Source organism: Sphingobacterium sp. UBA7625 (genome assembly GCF_002484085.1).
GTDB lineage: Bacteria > Bacteroidota > Bacteroidia > Sphingobacteriales > Sphingobacteriaceae > Sphingobacterium > Sphingobacterium athyrii.
On the sequence record NZ_DLJD01000020.1, the window covers coordinates 13,835 to 32,854 of the forward strand.

The following is a 19,020-nucleotide window of genomic DNA, read 5'->3' on the forward strand; positions in this document are numbered from 1 at the left end:
GCTCCATTAGGAGCCCTTTTTTATGCCAAGATAGTTATCTATATAATTCTTTAATTCGAGCTTTTTGCTTTTATCGGAAATTAACTCATAAATCGGTATTGGTCTATATCTGTCAAAATCTACAAACTCTCCATTTTCTTCTGTCAAAGACGTTAACCATGCGGTAATATCAATAGTATTCTTTATCGGATGAAAATCAAATAATCTGAAATCAGCACCTGAAACAAATGCAATAATTTTCCAATTTTTTATGACTTTATCTTCAAGAATAGTTTTTTTGTCTAGGTATTTTGCAAAATTTACTGATGCCCCTTTTGAGCAACTCAATATAAGGTGTGTACCGTATTTTTTTAAAATTTGTTCAGGCGTATTATTCTTTACAAAATTGATGAATTCTTGATTTTGAAATTTTGGATTTTCTGCGGCAAACTCGTGCGTATTGTATTGAAAGCCTACTGTATAATAGTTTGTTAGTTGGATTTTCTGATCAGACGGAATATTTGTTAAGGCATCTGTTTCAGTTGTGGCAAGTTGCTCCCCGTCAAAATCGAATTTTAACTCCAACTTTTTTAACAATTGCTCCTTTGTAATATCTTCGAGTACGCCGCCCCCGCCTGAAGTGCTTGTTGTTCTGAAAATAGACGAAGATTGCTTTAATTTTTCTGTGTCAAGGATTTTTCCACGAAGACCTTTATTGACAAAAAGAAGGTTTTCTTTAGCGTCATAACCATAGCCAACCATAAAATAAGGTTCCGCTTTAATTTCTTGACTGACTTTCATTTCTATTTTCTCAAATGTAGTCGAATTAACAATCTCAAGATCCTCCTCATTTTTAATTGCGGGGTCAGGATCTGATTTTTTGCAAGAAAATGTAGTAGTAATAATTACCGTAGTTAATAAAAGATGTTTTAAATTCATTTTGTAAATGTACGAGAATATTTCTTTCAGTCTTTTTTTTATTGCAAATAAAGAATCAAAATTTTACAATTAATAAGTTAATTTTGCAGTAATGAAATCAGTTTATTTGAATAAGGGTAAGGATAAAGCTGCCTGGCAATTGCATCCTTGGGTATTTTCTGGAGCAATTAAATCATTGTCCGATAAGATAGAAGATGGCGAAGTTGTTGGCGTATACAATGCCGAGCGAGAGTTTATCGCATATGGATTATTTCACAATAGTTCCCGGGTAGCCATTCGTTTATTGGAATGGAATCCAAACGCTCAGATTGATGCGGATTGGTGGCGTACCCGTATTCAAAAGGCGGTAGCGGCGAGAGAGCATTTAATCCAGGATGGTATGACGAACACAGTCCGCCTCATTTTTGCGGAAGCAGATTTTCTGCCTGGATTAATCGTTGATAAGTATGCTGATTTTATTTCCATTCAAGTTCATTCGGTAGGGGTAGAGAAGGTTAAAGACATTATTATCGCAGAATTAAATACCCTGCTCGATCCTACAGGTATCTACGAGCGGAGCGATCTAAAATCCCGTGAACATGAAGGTTTACCTGATACAAATGGTCTTTTGTCTGGAGAGTTGCCGCCTGAATTTGTAGACGTTATCGAAAACGGCCTTCATTATAAAGTAAATATTATTGACGGACAAAAGTCGGGATTTTACTGTGACCAGCGGGAAAATAGATTGTTGACCGCAGGATATGTCGCCAATAAACGTGTATTGGATTGTTTCTGCTATTCTGGTGGATTCACATTGAACAGCTTAAAAGCTGGAGCAAGTCAAGTCGTTTCGGTGGATAGTTCGGCATTGGCCATTGAAACGTTGGAAAAAAATGTTATCGAAAACGGATTTGAGCCAAGTCGGCATAAAGTAATATTGTCCGACGTCAATAAGCAATTGCGCAAGTTTATGGATGAAGGAGAAAAATTCGATCTGATTGTCCTGGATCCACCTAAATATGCGCCTTCCCGGTCAGCTTTGGATCGTGCGTCACGGGCTTATAAAGATTTAAACCGTAGGGGCTTAATGCTGCTGAATAGCGGTGGATTATTAGCGACCTTTTCTTGCTCTGGCGCAATGGATATGGATACCTTTAAGCAAGTACTAGCATGGGCAGCATTGGATGCAGGCAAAGAAATACAATTTATTAGACAATTCCACCAGCCAGAGGATCACCCTGTACGGGCCTCCTTTCCGGAAGGTGAATACCTCAAAGGATTGTTGGTACGTGTAATATAAATGCAGATATACAGGTTGATTTGAATGAATCGACCTTTTTAATTTAAGCGAAATCATGATCAGAGAAAAAGAAACCAGACCTATTTTTTCTATTTTGTTTGCCGTGAGTATGGTGCACCTGCTGAATGATCTTATTCAGGCTGTCATTCCTGCGACCTATCCTTTATTAAAAGAAGAGCATCACCTGAGTTTTTCACAGGTTGGGATGATTACATTGGTGTATCAGATTGCTGCGTCAATTTTTCAGCCTGTTGTAGGGTCTTTTACCGATAAGCGGCCTGTGCCATATTCACAGATTATCGGTATGTCCTTTTCCCTTGTGGGCATGTTGCTGTTTTCCCAGGCACATACATATGCATGGATCTTGTTTTCCGTTTTCCTGGTAGGTATTGGTTCCTCGATTTTTCACCCTGAATCTTCGCGGGTAGCCTATATGGCTTCGGGTGGCAGACGCAGTATGGCTCAGTCTATATTTCAAATCGGCGGAAATGCAGGTACTGCTTTGGCACCTATTATCGTTGCTTTTCTGGTCTTGCCTCGTGGTCAACAGGCCATCGCCTGGATGTGTTTATTTACCATTGTTGGTCAGTTTATCTCCTATTATATTGGTACTTGGTATAAACGTAGGCTTGCAAATGTTTCCAGAACGACAAAAAGAGTTATTCGTGTACCGGATCTACCCAATTCACGTATTGTGACTACCGTTGTTATTCTACTGTTGTTGATCGTGTCAAAGTATTTCTATATCGCCAGTATTACAAACTATTTTCAGTTTTATACCATGAAAAAATTTGGGATAAATGAAGTTGAAGCACAGGTGTACCTGTTTTACTTTCTGATAGCTGTTGCGGTTGGTACCTTGCTCGGTGGAGCTTTCGGGGATCGTTTTGGCAGGAAATATGTAATTTGGTTTTCGGTTTTAGGTGTAGCACCCTTTGCATTGGCTTTACCTTACGTTGGTCTCACCATGACCGGAATACTGATTGTCATTATCGGACTGATATTGTCTTCGGCCTTTCCAGCCATTATCGTCTATGCGCAGGAATTACTGCCTAAAAAGCTGGGAATGGTTTCGGGGCTATTTTATGGTTTTGCATTCGGCATGGGCGGGATAGGATCTGCCGTTCTCGGTTGGCAGGCAGATCATACCTCCATCGAGTTTATTTATCACCTGTGTTCATATTTACCCTTGATAGGTATCGTCGCTTATTTTCTTCCAGACTTACAAAAGACCCCTTACAAAGAGATTTAGTATACGATTTAATAATAAATAAGAGGGCGGATATTGCCAAAATATCGGCCCTCTTCTCTTGTTTATATTATTTGATGCAATCCATCCAGGCTGTTGCCATCATTTGTGCTCCTGCTAGCGTAGGGTGTACACCATCCGCTGCCCAATAGGCTCCCGGAGCTGTCTTTTGTGCGTTATCAAAGATTTTCTGATAGGGGAGGAGTATCGTATTGAATTCTTTTGCGATTTCACGTGCAGTCTCCTGATAGGCTAAAAATTTGGGATACCAGGCATCTGTGATATGGCCAACACCTTTTACGGCAAAAGGTTCTCCAATTATCAGTTTAACATTCGGAAGTTTCTGCAAGGTCTCTTGCAACAATTGTTGGTATTGGGATTTATATTCTTCAACAGTTGTTTTGGCTCCACGGTCTATGGTTCGCCAAAAATCATTTACACCGATTAAGATACTCAATACGGTTGGTTTGATTGCTAAAGTATCCTCTGCCCAGCGTTTTTGTAGGTCGGGAACACGATTGCCACTGATTCCGGTATTGTAAATTTTTAGATTCTTTGCGGCATATTTATTCAATAGTTCGCTTGCAGCCAATAAAGCATAACCGCGCCCCAAGGCGTTGGTGTCATTGGCTTTTCTGTTATCCCTATCGCGGCCCACATCCGTAATGGAGTCGCCCTGAAATAGGATGACGTCTCCATCATTCAAACTTATTTTTGAAGATTTGAAGCTGTCTCCATAGGCGTAAGCTTCGTTGCCCAATAAATTAGCACCAGTCAAAAGACCGGCACCAATTATGCTTTTTTTGATAAATGATCTGCGGTTTGTGCTCATTATTAGGTTTTTGTTATGCTTTAAAGTTACATACTTTTAGCATATTTTTCCAAACCTTTTACAATGATGTTACAGGCTTTTTCTATTTCAGCTTCGGTAATGGTTAACGGTGGGGCTACACGAAGTGCCGTTTCACAATGAAGGTACCAGTCGATCATCACTCCCTGTTCAGCACAATACTTACTGACACTATAGACTTGCTCAAAGCTGTCCAATTGTAAGCACATCATAAGTCCTAGTCCACGGATTTCTCTGATTGCCGGATGGCTGAGTTTTTTACGAAATAAATTAGCCTTGTAAGCTACCTGTTCTACCAACTTCTCCGATTTAATTACAGCAAGCGATGCACGTGCAGCGGCGCAACTTACAGGATGGCCTCCGAATGTGGTGATATGACCCAACATCGGATTGTCTTTAATGACATCCATTACTTCTTTAGCGGCAACAAAGGCGCCCAATGGCATACCGCCACCAATGCCTTTGGCCAACATCAGTATATCAGGTACAATACCGAAATGTTCGAAGGCAAACAGTTTTCCTGTACGACCAAAACCAGTCTGGATTTCATCAAATATGAGTAGTGTGCCTGTCTCATCACAACGTTTTCTTACCGCTTGCATATAGGGTATATCAGGAACTCTGACGCCAGCTTCCCCTTGAATGGCTTCTAGGATGAAGGCTGCAGTTTTATCTGTAATATTCGCTAAGTCCCCGGGATCATTAAACTTAATAAAGTCTATTTCCGGAAGGAGTGGGGCATAGGCCTGACGGTATTCATCGTTCCCGATAAGACTAAGAGCACCTTGTGTACTACCATGATAAGCCTTCTTGGCTGCGATAATTTGCCTTCGTCCGGTATACTTCTTAGCTATTTTCATAGACCCTTCTACAGCTTCTGCACCACTGTTGGTCAGGTATACCGATTGAAAATTTGAAGGTAATTCTGCTAATAATTCTGTTGCAAACAGGACTTGTGGCGCCTGAACAAATTCACCATAGACAGTGACATGCAAATACTGATCGAGTTGAGTCTTTATGGCTTCGAGCACCTTGGGGTGACGATGCCCAATATTGCTCACATTAAATCCGGAGACAAGATCCATATACTCCTCTCCATTAGGCCCATATAGGTAAACCCCTTCGGCCTTAACCACTTCAACCAATCTAGGTGAGCTAGAGGTCTGAGCGGTGTTCATTAAAAATAATTCTCTATTGCTTAACATGATTTTACAAATGTCCGAAAATAAAAAAGAAGTCTTTAAGACTTCTTTTTTATTTTCGGGATTATCTACCCCTATTTTTTAAAGATTTATAGAGATGTTCCCTGAACTCCTGCTCTACTTCAAAGAATTGTGAAGCCCGGGCATTGCCTATTACTTTGGCAAATTTTGCGCGGTACTCTTTTTTTATCTGTACCTCTTTGGCATCATACTGTAATACATCCCTCGATCCACCTCTAAAACTGTTTTTAGGAGCACCATTTAATTTTTCTTTCCGGATATCCCATAACGTCTGGCTATATTCATTATACAGCGGAAAAAATTGCTGTGCTTCTTTGGGAGTCAAATCTAGTTCTTTAGTGATGTAAGCTATTTTTTCATTTTCAATAGCTTGGAAACGATTTTTGTCTTGTGCAAAGCCCAAGGCAATAGAAAATATACTAAAGAACAATGTTATCCATATGTTTTTTTTGTTGAACATCATTATAAGGTATAGTTTAGATAATCTTCTATCTCTTGTTTAGATATATTAGTGCCAAATCCTTTTGTCGGAAGATTTGTTTCATCCGTATATTGGGACATATATATAATGTCATCCCCTGAAGCAGAAGCAGAAAGATAATTAATAATTTCCTGCTTTGGTATTTCAGATAAATGTTGACTCAACTGTTCTTCGGCTAAGTTATCTTGCTCTTGAGCAAAAGCATTTTGTTGCTGGTATTGGTATCCCCAATACCCCCCAAGGCCTAACATAGCTGTGAACGATGCTGCTACGGCATATCTAGCATACCATTTTTTTGGTTTCCCTAAGTGATGGATAGGCGTTGAATCTCTTTCTTGTTCAGCTTCCTGAATAGCGCCAATAATCTTATCTGAAAGATTATCAAAATAATGAGAGGGAATATCAAAACCTGCCGCGGGAATGGCATCTTTTAATTTTTCTTCAGTAACACGGGCTAAAATAGTTGCTTCAAGATCTGAATGATAATTTACAGGAACTTCAAAACCCTCTGTTGGTACAGCCTCCTTCAATTTTTCTTCAGTAATACGGGCTAAAATAGCTGCTTCAAGATCTAGCTGATAATTTACAGGAACAGCAAAGCCATCTGTTGCAACAATATCCTTTAATTCTGTTTCTGCAAGAGTTGTAGTGATATTTTGCTCAAGCGTTTGAAAATAACCTGTTGGCACCGTAAAGCCATCCGATTGGATTTTTTCTTTTAAGTTTTCTTCTGAAATTCGATGAAAGATATCTTCTGTTAATATCGCAGCATATTGTTCAGGAATAGTAAAGCCCTCCAAAGTGACCTTGTTTTTGAGGGAATCCTCCGCTATTTTGCTCAGCACGAGATCTGGGAGTGAATCAAAGTATCCTTCAGGAACCTCAAATACAGATTCATCCTTGCATTCCATCCATTTGACTCGCCCTATTATTTTAGATTCCAAATCACTGAAATAATTTTCAGGCACGGCAAAAGGATTTTTACGCAATGATTCTGGAAGATGATTAAACTCCAGCCCATCATGATATGTGCTATTTTCCTTCATAGTATCTATTAGAGCCTAGTTGGGCTAAAAGGTTTAATCGTGGTTATTAAAAAAAGACTCTATTTTTTTTACGGCCAAATGATAGGAGGCTTTTAACGCTCCAACACTTGTACCCAGTACTTCCGAAATCTCTTCATACTTCATATCTTCAAAATATTTCATGTTGAAAACCAATTTCTGTTTCTCGGGCAATGTCAATAAAGCCTGTTGCAATTTCATTTGCGCTTTGTCGCCATTAAAGTAATTGCCATCAGCAAGTGTTTCTGCTAAATAAGCAGTCGTGTCGTCGTCCAACGACACGTTCTGCTTTTGCTTTTTTTTATTTAAGAATGTAATACATTCATTTGTTGCGATCCGATATAGCCAGGTGTACAATTGTGAATCTTCACGAAAGTTACCAAGGTTCTTCCATACTTTGACGAAAATATCCTGCACGACATCATCTGCATCATCATGATCGATTACCATTCTTCGCACATGCCAATAAATCTTTTGTTGATATTTTTTCAACAATAAACGGAAAGCTTCTTCTCGCGTATTTTCTTCGGCGAATTTTGCTATAATTAAAGCGTCATCCATATATTGACCTGTGTAGTTTTCTTATTTTCTTTTGATTACCTTTTGAGCAGCAGCAACGATAGCGTCTGCGTTCAAACCATATTTCTCCATAAGTTGTGCTGGAGTACCTGATTCTCCAAAGCTGTCATTTACGGCTACATACTCTTGTGGGCTAGGTAATTCTTTTGCCAATACCTGTGCAACGCTGTCCCCCAATCCGCCTAGACGGTTGTGTTCTTCAGCAGTCACGACACATTTTGTTTTTGCAACAGATTTCAAAATCGCTTCCTCATCCAACGGTTTGATGGTATGGATATTGATGATCTCGGCACTGATGCCCAATTCAGCTAATTTTTCTCCTGCTTGAATGGCTTCCCATACCAAGTGACCTGTAGCGATGATGGTTACATCTGTGCCTTCATTTAATAGGATAGCTTTTCCGATGACAAATTCCTGATCCGCAGGTGTGAAGTTAGGAACTACCGGACGGCCGAAGCGTAAATAAACCGGACCTTCAAATTTTGCTGCCGCAATAGTAGCCGCTTTTGTTTGGTTGAAGTCGCAAGGGTTAATTACAGTCATTCCGGGTAACATTTTCATCAATCCAATGTCTTCCAAAATCTGGTGTGTTGCACCATCTTCACCTAAGGTTAATCCAGCATGAGAAGCGGCAATTTTCACATTCTTATCTGAATATGCAATAGATTGACGGATTTGGTCATAAACACGGCCCGTAGAGAAGTTGGCAAATGTACCTGTGAAAGGAACTTTACCACCGATAGTAAGTCCAGCAGCGATACCCATCATGTTTGCCTCAGCAATACCGATTTGGAAAAAGCGCTCTGGGAATTCTTTGATAAAATCGTTCATTTTCAATGATCCGATCAAATCAGCACATAATGCTACTACATTTTCGTTTTGTTTTCCAGCTTCCAATAAACCAGCTCCAAAACCTGAACGTGTATCTTTTGACTCTGTGTAAGTATATTTTTTCATTTCTAGTAATCTCCTAAAGTTTCAGTAAGTTGATTCAATGCCGACGCCAATTGTTCGTCATTTGGAGCAACACCGTGCCATTTATGAGAACCCATCATGAAATCAACACCTTTTCCCATCTCTGTGTGCAATAAGATAATCACTGGTTTACCTTTTCCGGTACGTGATTTTGCTTCTGCTAAGCCAGCAACTACTGAAGCCATATCGTTTCCTTTAGCCACTTCCATCACATCCCAGCCAAAAGCTTCCCATTTAGCACGAAGATCGCCTAATGACAGTACCTGATCTGTAGATCCATCGATCTGTGCATTATTGTAATCAACTGTAGCAATCAAGTTGTCAATTTTGTTGTGCGGCGCATACATTGCGGCTTCCCAAACTTGGCCTTCCTGCAATTCACCATCACCCATTAATACATAAACTAGATTATTGTCTTTATTCAATCTTTTTGCCTGTGCGGCTCCAATAGCAACGGATAATCCCTGACCCAAAGATCCTGACGCAATACGGATGCCCGGAAGGCCTTCGTGTGTCGTTGGGTGACCTTGTAGTCTAGAATTGATTTTTCTGAATGTTGCCAGTTCGCTTACTTCAAAATACCCCGCACGTGCCAATGTACTGTAAAATACAGGTGAAATGTGTCCGTTTGACAAGAAGAATAAATCTTCACCTTTTCCGTCCATAACAAAGGAAGGATTACGTTTCATTGCATTGAAATAAAGCGCCACAAAGTAATCTGTACAACCTAATGAACCACCTGGGTGTCCTGATTGACAAGCGTGTACCATACGTACGATATCACGTCTTACTTGTGATGCAATTTGTTCTAGTTTGTTAATATCTGCACTCATTTTTTTTGTTGGTTTCACAATTGGTCGTAAAGTTAACTATTTTTAAGCTAGATGCTTGTTAAAAAGTGAATTTCTTTATTTTGATCAGCCCCTGACCTGTGGACTGCCCCCATTTCAACTTTTAACTTTTTGATGTTGACTTTTTTTGTACCTTGCTTTTAATTATAAAACCCACAATTTTCAAGATAATGCCCTGTCATTCTAAACGCTTATTGCTTGTTGCTGCATTTTCCGCATTACAATTCTATTCTTTCGCTCAGGATAAAGCCATTTATCATCAAGATTGGATCGATTTCAATAAAAACGGTAAAAAGGATGTCTATGAGGATTCCAAACAACCCATAGCGAGTCGCGTAGATGATTTATTGAGCCAGATGACTACCCAGGAAAAGGCTAATCAAACCGTTACCCTCTATGGGTATGGACGAGTTTTGAAGGATGAACAGCCTGCCGCCGCCTGGGACAAGGAAATATGGAAGCATGGATTGGCCAATATTGATGAAATGTTAAACAGCTTAGCCTATAATAAGTCCGCAAAAAGTTCTTTTTCCTATCCCTTCAGTCGTCATGCTGTCGCTTTGAATAATGTGCAAAAGTGGTTTATTGAACATACTCGCCTGGGGATCCCTGTTGATTTTACGAATGAAGGGATACATGGTCTAAACCATGATAGGGCGACACCATTACCGGCACCGATCAATATCGGAAGTACCTGGAATACAAAATTGGTTAGAACCGCTGGTGAGATCGTCGGAAGAGAAGCTAAATACTTAGGATATACCAATGTCTATGCGCCTATCCTCGATGTTTCTCGCGATCCGCGCTGGGGACGCGTAGTGGAAACTTATGGTGAAAATCCCTTTCATATTGCTGAAATGGGGAAACAAGCTGTATTGGGTATTCAGCAAAACGGCATTGCTTCAACCCTGAAACATTATGCCGTTTATTCCGTACCTAAGGGTGGGCGGGACGGAAACGCACGGACAGATCCGCACATTGGATTTCGTGAAATGCATGAACTCCATTTATATCCTTTTAAAAGAGTGGTTAAAGAGGCTAAGCCGCTGGGGATCATGAGCAGTTACAACGACTATGATGGTGTACCAGTTTCTTCAAGTAAATATTTCCTGCAAGATTTGTTGCGGAAGGATTATGGATTTGAAGGTTATATTGTTTCCGATAGCGAAGCGCTCGAATTTATTAGCAGTAAACACCATGTTGCCAAAGATTATAAAGACGCCATACGGCAAGCATTAGAAGGCGGACTTAATGTCCGGACGAATTTCGATCCGCCGAATACTTACTTGACTCCCTTGATGGAACTTATCGACGAAGGTGGACTAGACATGAATGTATTGAATCAACGTGTTCGAGAAGTACTAACGGTCAAGTTTAAACTGGGACTATTTGATCATCCGCTTGTCGACAATACCAACTTAGCGGATCAGAAAGTCCATACCCAAGCCGACGAAAATATTTCGCTGCAGGTGAACAGGGAATCCATTGTTTTGCTAAAAAATGAACAGGATCTCCTTCCTATTGATATCAATAAATACAAGCGCATTTTGGTCACTGGCCCCATGGCCGAGGCAACAAATTACACGACAAGTCGCTATGGTCCATCCAATAATCCAATAGCAACTATTAAGGATGGTATTATAGCATATGCCAAGGACAAAGCACTGCAGGTAAACTATACGAAAGGGGTGGATGTTGTCGATAAAAACTGGCCTGAAAGTGAAATTATACCAACGGATCTGTCGAACGAGGAAATTGAAAGTATGACCACAGGTATCCGCCTTGGGCAGGAATCAGATCTAATTATCGCCGTCATGGGCGAATCAGAACGTGAAGTTGGTGAAAGCCGATCTCGCTCAGATCTCAATCTGCCCGGTAAACAGCGTGATTATTTGATGAAGTTAAAAGAAACCGGAAAGCCTATCATTCTGGTACTCGTAAATGGAAGACCGTTATCCATCAATTGGGAAAATAAATACTTGCCTGCGATTGTGGAGAGCTGGTTTCTCAGTGGTCAATCTGGACATGTTGTGGCAGATATGTTATTTGGTGAGTATAATCCGAGCGGAAAGCTTCCGATTTCTTTTCCTAAATCTGTTGGACAGATAGAAATGAATTTCCCGACCAAACCCGCGGCACAGGCGGGGCAACCCGGTGTGGGACCCAATGGCTGGGGAAATAGTCGGGTTGTTGGATTCCTTTATCCTTTTGGTTATGGCTTAAGTTATACCGATTTTCAATTTTCAAATTTGCGGCTGAATAAAAAGCAAATACGACCAACAGACTCGTTGACTGTTACGGTAGATGTACAAAATATCGGAAAAAGAAAGGGTGCGGAGGTCGTTCAACTATATGTCAAAGATGTGGTTTCTTCCGTTACAACTTACGAGATGGATCTGCGTGGTTTCGAAAAAATCGAATTGAATCCTGGTGAGAAAAAGTCTATTCAGTTTTCAATTTTACCGGCACATCTCGAGTTGTTGGATCAATATAACAAGTGGACTGTAGAGCCGGGAAGATTTGAAATCTTTATCGGAAATTCATCCGCTAATCTGCCGTTGAGAGATTCTTTTGATGTCGTCAATTAGTGATGTCGTTGTGCTTGCATCAATAGAGATATCAAATCGCTCTAAAAATAGAAAATGGATCCGGTACATGTGCCGGATCCATTTTCTATTTACTATTGGTTGGTATGAGTTCCTACATTGCTTCTGCAACGACTTCCGTTACACCCGGAACCATACGTTTTAATAAACCTTCGATACCAGCTTTTAACGTAATCGTTGATGAAGGGCAACCACTACAGGATCCCTTTAATTCAACAGTTACGATACCTTCGTTGAAGGATTTGTAATGAATGGCACCGCCATCCTGTTCAACAGCTGGCCGTACATAATCATGTAATACCTGTTGAATTTTTACTTCTGTTTCTGTGCCTTCAAAGTTTACTTCTGAATCATGATGCACAGCTTTTACTGCAAGCTCAGATTCAACAGCACCTTTTACAAAGTCTTTCAATAAGGCTTCAATATCTTCCCATTCCGCATCTTCTGTTTTGGTAATGGTCACAAAATTGCTTGCGAAGAATACACCGTTTACAAAATTGAATTTGAACAACTCCTGTGCGAAAGGTGAATCTTGTGCAGCTTCTTTATTTGGAAAATCCACACTACCGTTGATCAATAATTTATTGACCAAAAACTTCATGGTTGAAGGATTGGGAGTAGATTCTGTATATACGTTGATAGTAGCCATTTAAATTTTATTTTTATTCCAAACAAAGATATATCAAAAGAAGCGTTGTTAAGGTCATCTATAAGTCAAAGCTTATAAAGTGACACCTGTGTAATTAGAAGGGCTGATTGCTTTTAATTCCGCTTTTACCTCTTCAGAAACATTGAGATTGTCCACAAACGATGCAATGGTCTCTTTGGTCACCTGTGTATTGGTGCGTGTGAGATCTTTCAGTGCTTCATAAGGTTTTGGATAACCTTCCCTGCGCAAGATTGTTTGTAACGCTTCGGCAACAACAGCCCAATTATTTTCAAGATCATTCGCTAAGGCCTGTTCATTCAATATTAATTTACGTAAACCTCTCAATGTCGATTTTACCGCAATTAAGGTATGTGCAAATGGAACACCGATATTACGTAACACAGTTGAATCTGTTAAGTCCCTTTGAAGACGTGAAATCGGTAATTTGGCCGCTAAATGTTCAAATATAGCATTGGCAATGCCTAAATTTCCTTCTGCATTTTCAAAGTCGATTGGATTGACTTTGTGTGGCATTGCAGAAGAGCCAATTTGACCGGCAGTGATTTTTTGCTTAAAATATTCCATGGAGATATAAGTCCATATATCACGGCACAGATCGATGATAATATTATTGACTCGTTTTAATGCATCACAGCTAGCGGCAAAATTGTCATAGTGCTCAATTTGGGTCGTGGTTTGTGAACGATCCAATCCCAAGATAGTATTGACAAAGTTATTACCGAAGTCAATCCAGTTGGTTTCTGGATAAGCCACATGATGAGCATTGAAATTACCCGTTGCCCCACCAAACTTTGCTGAATACGGTACGGTATGTAAAAGCTGTAGCTGACGCTCAATACGTTCGACAAAAACATAAAGTTCTTTACCTAAGCGAGTTGGAGATGCAGGTTGTCCGTGGGTACGGGCGAGCATAGGAATGTCAGACCAAGAGGTTGCCAAAGACCTTAATTCATGGAGCAATTCATCAATGACCGGGGTATAACATTCTTTGATAGCCTCTTTCCAGGAAAGTGGAATGGCTGTGTTGTTGATATCCTGAGATGTTAAGCCAAAGTGAATAAATTCAAGATAATCCTGCAAGCCCAGTTTTTCAAATTGATCTTTTAAAAAATATTCAACAGCTTTAACATCATGATTGGTAACTTTTTCGGTATTCTTGATCCAGATTGCATCTTCTTCAGAAAAATTTCGATAGATATCTCTTAATTTTTCGTTCAACGTTTTATCGAAATGTTGCAACTGAGCGATTCCTGATTCGCTTAACGCTATAAAATATTCGACTTCGACGCGTACTCGATATTTTATTAAGGCAAATTCAGAGAAAAAAGCCGCAAGTTCATTGGTGTTATTGTAATAGCGTCCGTCAATAGGCGTAACTGCTGTTAAGGATGATAAAGCCATAGATTGAATGATTTTTGGCAAAGGTAAAAAAATGCTTGGAGCTTAGCAATTTAATTGGGATAGATATAGAAAAAGCCTCCGTTAACGGGAGGCTTTTATACTGTTAAAATTCTGTTTCGAAGAATTAGTGAGCAGCTTTAGTTGAGTCAACAGCAGTTTTAGCTGAATCAACAGCAGTATTAGCTGAATCTAAAGCAGTGTTAGCTGAGTCTAAAGCAGTGTTAGCTGAATCAGTAGCTGCGTCAGTTTTTTTACCAGTTTCACCACATGAAGCGAAGGCTACAGTTAAAGCCAATCCTAAGAAACCTAATTTGAATGCGTTTTTCATTTTATTAAAATTAAAAGTAATTTCTAAATCTTGTTATTTAAGACTTGATACCGGTAAATGAAAAAGGTAACCCTGCTCTTCAATATTTTTTTAAAAAAAAGAGGCTTCTCTTGCGAAAAGCCTCTTCGAATACGTTATTCAGTTTCTAAAATTATTTTTTAGTAGCAGCTGAATCAACTTTAGTAGCAGCTGAATCAACTTTAGCAGCAGCTGAATCTACAGTAGTTTTAGCTGAATCTAATGTGTTAGCAGCAGAGTCAACTAAAGCAGATGCTGAATCAGCAGCACCTTCAGCTTTTTTCTCAGTGTTGTTACAAGATGCGAAAGCTACAGTTAAAGCTAAACCTAAGAAACCGAATTTTAATGCGTTTTTCATTTTCTAATTTTCTAATTTAAATTGAAATATTTTCTTTTTCATCTCTTAATACACCGAACCCAAAAAGGTAACCCTTCAAAAATATATATTTTTTTTAAAAGATATAACTGCCTGAAATTTAGTTTTTTATTTGTAAAAAATAATCTTCAAATTAGTCCTTTTTAACTGATCTATGGGCTAGAAATTAAAAAAGGCACAAACGAATGGTTCGATATTCTTGTTTGGAGAGTTATATAGGGTAGGAGTAAAAATAGGAAAGCAGGGTGTTACTTGCTGATCGTTTGCACAAACAATTTTCAATTATTTTTATTAATTTATGAGGAAACGCTCTAAAAAAGAATGACGATTATGTTTGATAAAGTTAAGAATATAATGGATTTGGCAAAATCAATAGACTTTGGCAAATTGGAGGAAATCTCGAAAAAGGTAGATCTAGGCGCTGTCATGGATGCGGTCTCGAAGATGGACGATAAACAGCTCCATGGTTTAATGAAGATGCTGAATGCCGGTAATCAGAAAAAAGAATTGCCCCCTATCAATGGAGATTTCTACGATATGGATAGCAAATTAAATGGATCAGACCGCCAACTTCAACTAAAGGTACGTGAGTTTATGGAGGAGGAGGTAAAGCCTATTGTCAATAAATATTGGTTAAGGGACGAATTTCCTTTTGAAATTGTACCAAAACTAGCCGCCTTAAATATCTGCGGGTATACTTATGAAGGATATGGATGTATGGGCGGAAGTTCGCTGATGGAAGGCATTATTGCTGCGGAGATTGCTCGGGTAGATGCTTCAGTCGCTACTTTTTTTGGTGTACAGAGTGGTTTGGCCATGGGTTCGATTTATATCTGTGGATCAGAAGAACAAAAGCAAGAGTGGCTGCCAAGAATGCAAAAGATGGAAGTAATTGGTGCTTTTGGTCTTACCGAGCCAGAAGTCGGTTCTGGAGTCGCGGGCGGTTTGACAACAACTTGTAAGAAGACTGACGAGGGATGGCTGTTGAATGGTCAGAAGAAATGGATTGGCAATTCGACCTTTTCTGATATCACGATTGTCTGGGCAAGAGATCTGGATGATGGTGAGGTGAAAGGTTTTATTATCCGTAAAGACAATCCCGGTTTTTCAGTTGAAAAAATCAAGGATAAAATGGCTCTGCGGATTGTTCAGAATGGATTGATTACCTTAGATAATTGTATCGTTTCCGAGGCAGATCGACTGCAAAATGCCAATTCTTTTAAAGATACGGGCAAAGTACTTCAGATGACGCGCGCGGGGGTGGCATGGATGGCAGTAGGCTGCGCGCGTGGAGCTTATGAAAATGCGCTGGATTATACACGCAAAAGAAAACAATTTGGTAAACCTATTGCGTCTTTTCAGTTGATCCAAAATCATTTGGTCGAAATGCTTTCTAACCTTACGGCTATGCAAACGCTCGTCTTTAGGCTTTCTGAACTCCAGGATGCAGGGCAGCTGCGGGATGAACATGCTTCACTTGCTAAGGTCTTCTGTTCATTGCGTACGAGAGATATTGTATCTAAGGCGAGGGAAGTCATGGGGGGGAATGGCATTTTATTGGAATATAATGTCGCCAGATTCCTTGCTGATGCCGAAGCTATTTATTCTTATGAAGGGACCAAAGAAATTAATTCGCTTATTGTTGGACGAAGTATCACTGGATTTAGTGCCTTTGTTTAAAACGTTTGCCAAATCCTGATGGGAGCGAGAGAAGGCTGTAATGAATAAAAAAAGATAAGGCGCTGTTAATTCCAGCGCCTTATCTTTTTTATTCTATTTGCGCTTAAATCTCATAATGGCAATATCACCCATGATAAAAGTCAGTGTATTTTCACTGACATCGTAGCTGTTTACTTTTTCTAATGTAGAAAAGAAAGTCGCTTCGCCGCTACCCTCACAAGCCATTTTTGTAGACATGATCGGTCCAAAACTGATTTGATGCCCGTTTGTCTTAAAAGTAGCGTTGTAATTGTTGCAACTGCTATTTCCATTTATCTTGCCATCTACAGTGTTGAATGTCATCGTTGGTTTACGATTCGGATATAATCCCTCAAAAGCGATACGTGGCCCGGAAATGTAATCGAGCTCCCAGGTTCCGCTTAAATTTTGCTTTTCCTCCAATAATTTAAATTTTGCTAAGGGAGCCATTCTTGCTTTATTTAAACTGAGGATACCATTGTTAATGGTATAGTTGTCTGCTGTGATCAACGCTTTGGATAAAGCTTGCTCGATGGACATATCCGGGCACGCCATCATCGTTGACATTCCCTGTGCGAATTTGATTTTTCCATTGGCAGAAAAAGTAAGTTCACCACCTATGCCGTTACAACCACCGCTGGCGCTGTATCTTTTTTCTTCCAGTTTGAGGAAAGGAACTTTGCCATTGACCTGGGCGGCGACCGCTTTCCCACCGACTTCTATTAATTGCCATTTTTTTCCAATAAGAGGGGCAGATGTATTGTCCGTGTCTTGTTTGTCTGAATTCTTTTTCGATACTGCGCAACTTGTCAGCGCAAGAACAGCCATCATCAATACCAAAATGTTTCTAAATCTCATCTTTTAAATTTTTATATAAAACACTATTTCTAACGTTTGGTTTGGCAAAGCGCTACAAAAGGCACTTAACAAAATAAGGCTTCCCATTGGGAAGCCTTATTTATCAGCTATATAAATTGTACTATTTATTTTTGTTTTGTTGTGCTTGTTGCTGAGCACGCATCATTTCTTCCATTTTAGCTTGGAAGCTAGACTTCTTTTCAGCTTTAGGATTCTTTTTATTTTCCTCCAGTTTAGCTAAGATTTTATCGTCATTTACCATTGAACGGATTACTAACTGTGTCAAGAACGTAAATAATGCACTTAAAAAATAGTAATAGTTCAAACCAGCAGGGAAGCTATTCAAGACAAAGAAGAAGATCAAAGGCATGATATAACCCATGTATTTCATTTGACCAGTTGCGCCCGAAGTCGCATTGTTATACCAAGTGGTCAACAATGTTGTTAGGGTCATCAAAATACACATCAAAGAGATGTGGTTGAATGATCCAAAGATAGGTGCAAATGTAAACAAGGTGTCATAGGTAGACATATCCTTCATAAACAAGAAGCTCTGTCCTCTCAATTCAAATAAATTTGGAAAGAAATAGAAGAAAGCAATTGTAAATGGCATTTGAAGTACAAGAGGTAAACAGCCTCCGAGTGGATTCACGCCGACCTGTTTATACAACTTCATCTGCTCCTGTTGCATCAACATTTGATTGTCTTCACCGACTTTCGCTTTGATCTCATCCAACTGCGGCTTTAATACCCGCATTTTAGCCATGGATACGTATGACTTGTAAGTCATTGGTGAAAGAACCAGTTTTAACAATAATGTAAGTAACAAGATGACAATACCATAGCTCATATGGAAACCATCCAAAAAGTTAAATGCAGGCACGGTGATCCATTGATTGATCCAGCGCATAGGTCCCCAGCCCATGTTGATAATGGATTGGTAGTCATTTCCTTCTGCTTTTAATACATTGTATTGATTTGGCCCAAAAAAGAAGTTCAATGAATAATTATTGTCTTTATGGTTGTCAAAAGCCAATTCAGCGTTGGTGTTGTAAAATTTTATGACATCACCTTCCGTCGCATGTTTTACATCGATTTTCGCGTTAACGAATCCATCTTTGGCATTTAGGATATTGGAGAAATAATGTTGCTTAAAAGCAATCCATTGTACTTTCTTTTCCAGTGCTTCATCATCATCCTTCGATTCTGACAAATGGTCTACCTTATTATCTTCTTGATAATAAAGGGTAGATTTTTGTCTCTCAGATTCAATATTCTGTTCTTTTTGTCTAAGAACTGTACTCCAGTTCAATGTCAATGTTTTTTGACTCTGTGGGATCAGGTTTTGAATACCTTTTGTATTGACATTAAGAGCTACATTGTAACCTTTTCCGGCAATAGAATATACATACTCAATATATTGATCGGCACTGTAATTCAGTTTGAATTTTACTGATTGTTTTCCTTCGCCGGAAACCTGAATGTCCGAAGATTCAGTATTAAAGAATAAATCGTTTGTCGAGATGTTCTGTCCTGCTGCATTGAAGAGGAAACCAAACTTATTATCTTCACCGTCAAAAAGCATCAAAGGTTTTC

Annotated in this window: 18 protein-coding genes; 4 read left to right on the forward strand and 14 right to left on the reverse strand. The window is 39.4% G+C overall.

The genetic code is table 11. The features are described from left to right. Positions 1-6: 6 nt before the first annotated feature. Complete coding sequence (locus B4G94_RS07325; RefSeq protein ID WP_286858017.1) at positions 7-918, reverse strand: hypothetical protein; 912 nt, start codon at positions 916-918, stop codon at positions 7-9. Between the two features lie 91 nt (positions 919-1,009). Between B4G94_RS07325 and B4G94_RS07330 the strand changes: the two genes are divergently transcribed. Together B4G94_RS07330 and B4G94_RS07335 are read left to right on the forward strand one after the other, a co-directional pair. Beyond that, complete coding sequence (locus B4G94_RS07330; protein ID WP_286858018.1) at positions 1,010-2,197, forward strand: class I SAM-dependent rRNA methyltransferase; 1,188 nt, start codon at positions 1,010-1,012, stop codon at positions 2,195-2,197. Positions 2,198-2,252: 55 nt separating this feature from the next. Next, on the forward strand, positions 2,253-3,449 hold the full coding sequence (locus B4G94_RS07335; protein WP_165309068.1) for an MFS transporter: 1,197 nt from the start codon (positions 2,253-2,255) through the stop codon (positions 3,447-3,449). A 67-nt stretch (positions 3,450-3,516) separates the two neighbouring features. On the opposite strand, the gene B4G94_RS07340 is transcribed toward B4G94_RS07335, so the two are convergent. The 7 genes from B4G94_RS07340 to B4G94_RS07370 form a co-directional block, all read right to left on the reverse strand. Next, positions 3,517-4,278, reverse strand: coding sequence for an SGNH/GDSL hydrolase family protein (locus tag B4G94_RS07340; RefSeq protein ID WP_286858019.1), 762 nt, complete (start codon positions 4,276-4,278; stop codon positions 3,517-3,519). A 26-nt stretch (positions 4,279-4,304) separates the two neighbouring features. Continuing rightward, the gene (locus B4G94_RS07345; protein ID WP_286858020.1) at positions 4,305-5,501 is read right to left on the reverse strand and encodes an aspartate aminotransferase family protein; all 1,197 of its coding nucleotides are present in this window, start codon (positions 5,499-5,501) and stop codon (positions 4,305-4,307) included. Positions 5,502-5,562: 61 nt separating this feature from the next. Next, entirely contained in the window at positions 5,563-5,982 is a 420-nt protein-coding gene (locus B4G94_RS07350) for a hypothetical protein (RefSeq protein ID WP_286858021.1), read from the reverse strand. Continuing rightward, positions 5,982-7,046 (reverse strand): hypothetical protein, encoded by a 1,065-nt coding sequence (locus tag B4G94_RS07355; protein ID WP_286858023.1) that lies wholly within the window; start codon positions 7,044-7,046, stop codon positions 5,982-5,984. The genes B4G94_RS07350 and B4G94_RS07355 overlap by 1 nt, the downstream gene beginning before the upstream one ends. A 33-nt stretch (positions 7,047-7,079) precedes the next feature. Next, positions 7,080-7,625 carry an RNA polymerase sigma factor gene (locus B4G94_RS07360; protein WP_108636746.1) on the reverse strand — a complete coding sequence of 182 codons (546 nt, stop codon included), beginning with the start codon at positions 7,623-7,625 and terminating at the stop codon, positions 7,080-7,082. A 21-nt stretch (positions 7,626-7,646) separates the two neighbouring features. Then, positions 7,647-8,600 (reverse strand): transketolase family protein, encoded by a 954-nt coding sequence (locus B4G94_RS07365; protein WP_104385685.1) that lies wholly within the window; start codon positions 8,598-8,600, stop codon positions 7,647-7,649. 2 nt (positions 8,601-8,602) lie between these two features. Beyond that, the gene (locus B4G94_RS07370) at positions 8,603-9,451 is read right to left on the reverse strand and encodes a transketolase (RefSeq protein WP_286858025.1); all 849 of its coding nucleotides are present in this window, start codon (positions 9,449-9,451) and stop codon (positions 8,603-8,605) included. 188 nt (positions 9,452-9,639) lie between these two features. Between B4G94_RS07370 and B4G94_RS07375 the strand changes: the two genes are divergently transcribed. Continuing rightward, positions 9,640-12,057, forward strand: a complete 2,418-nt coding sequence (locus B4G94_RS07375; protein ID WP_286858026.1) for a glycoside hydrolase family 3 N-terminal domain-containing protein — start codon at positions 9,640-9,642, stop codon at positions 12,055-12,057. Between the two features lie 112 nt (positions 12,058-12,169). Here the strand turns inward: B4G94_RS07375 and B4G94_RS07380 are convergent, their stop codons facing one another. The 4 genes from B4G94_RS07380 to B4G94_RS07395 form a co-directional block, all read right to left on the reverse strand. Continuing rightward, positions 12,170-12,724 carry a NifU family protein gene (locus tag B4G94_RS07380; protein ID WP_108636749.1) on the reverse strand — a complete coding sequence of 185 codons (555 nt, stop codon included), beginning with the start codon at positions 12,722-12,724 and terminating at the stop codon, positions 12,170-12,172. A gap of 72 nt (positions 12,725-12,796) precedes the next feature. Further along, a complete protein-coding gene (gene purB, locus B4G94_RS07385) occupies positions 12,797-14,146 on the reverse strand; it encodes an adenylosuccinate lyase (RefSeq protein ID WP_108636750.1) in 1,350 nt (449 codons plus the stop codon). Positions 14,147-14,270: 124 nt separating this feature from the next. Next, positions 14,271-14,474 carry a hypothetical protein gene (locus B4G94_RS07390; protein WP_286858028.1) on the reverse strand — a complete coding sequence of 68 codons (204 nt, stop codon included), beginning with the start codon at positions 14,472-14,474 and terminating at the stop codon, positions 14,271-14,273. Positions 14,475-14,625: 151 nt separating this feature from the next. After that, the gene (locus tag B4G94_RS07395) at positions 14,626-14,850 is read right to left on the reverse strand and encodes a hypothetical protein (RefSeq protein ID WP_108636752.1); all 225 of its coding nucleotides are present in this window, start codon (positions 14,848-14,850) and stop codon (positions 14,626-14,628) included. Between the two features lie 348 nt (positions 14,851-15,198). Between B4G94_RS07395 and B4G94_RS07400 the strand changes: the two genes are divergently transcribed. Beyond that, positions 15,199-16,548: an acyl-CoA dehydrogenase family protein gene (locus B4G94_RS07400; protein ID WP_376786675.1), complete on the forward strand. Its 1,350-nt coding sequence runs from the start codon at positions 15,199-15,201 to the stop codon at positions 16,546-16,548. Between the two features lie 93 nt (positions 16,549-16,641). On the opposite strand, the gene B4G94_RS07405 is transcribed toward B4G94_RS07400, so the two are convergent. Beyond that, positions 16,642-17,424, reverse strand: a complete 783-nt coding sequence (locus B4G94_RS07405; protein WP_286858031.1) for an META domain-containing protein — start codon at positions 17,422-17,424, stop codon at positions 16,642-16,644. A 121-nt stretch (positions 17,425-17,545) separates the two neighbouring features. Then, positions 17,546-19,020 (reverse strand): membrane protein insertase YidC (gene yidC, locus B4G94_RS07410; protein WP_286858032.1); only part of this gene is annotated, 1,475 nt, incomplete at its 5' end.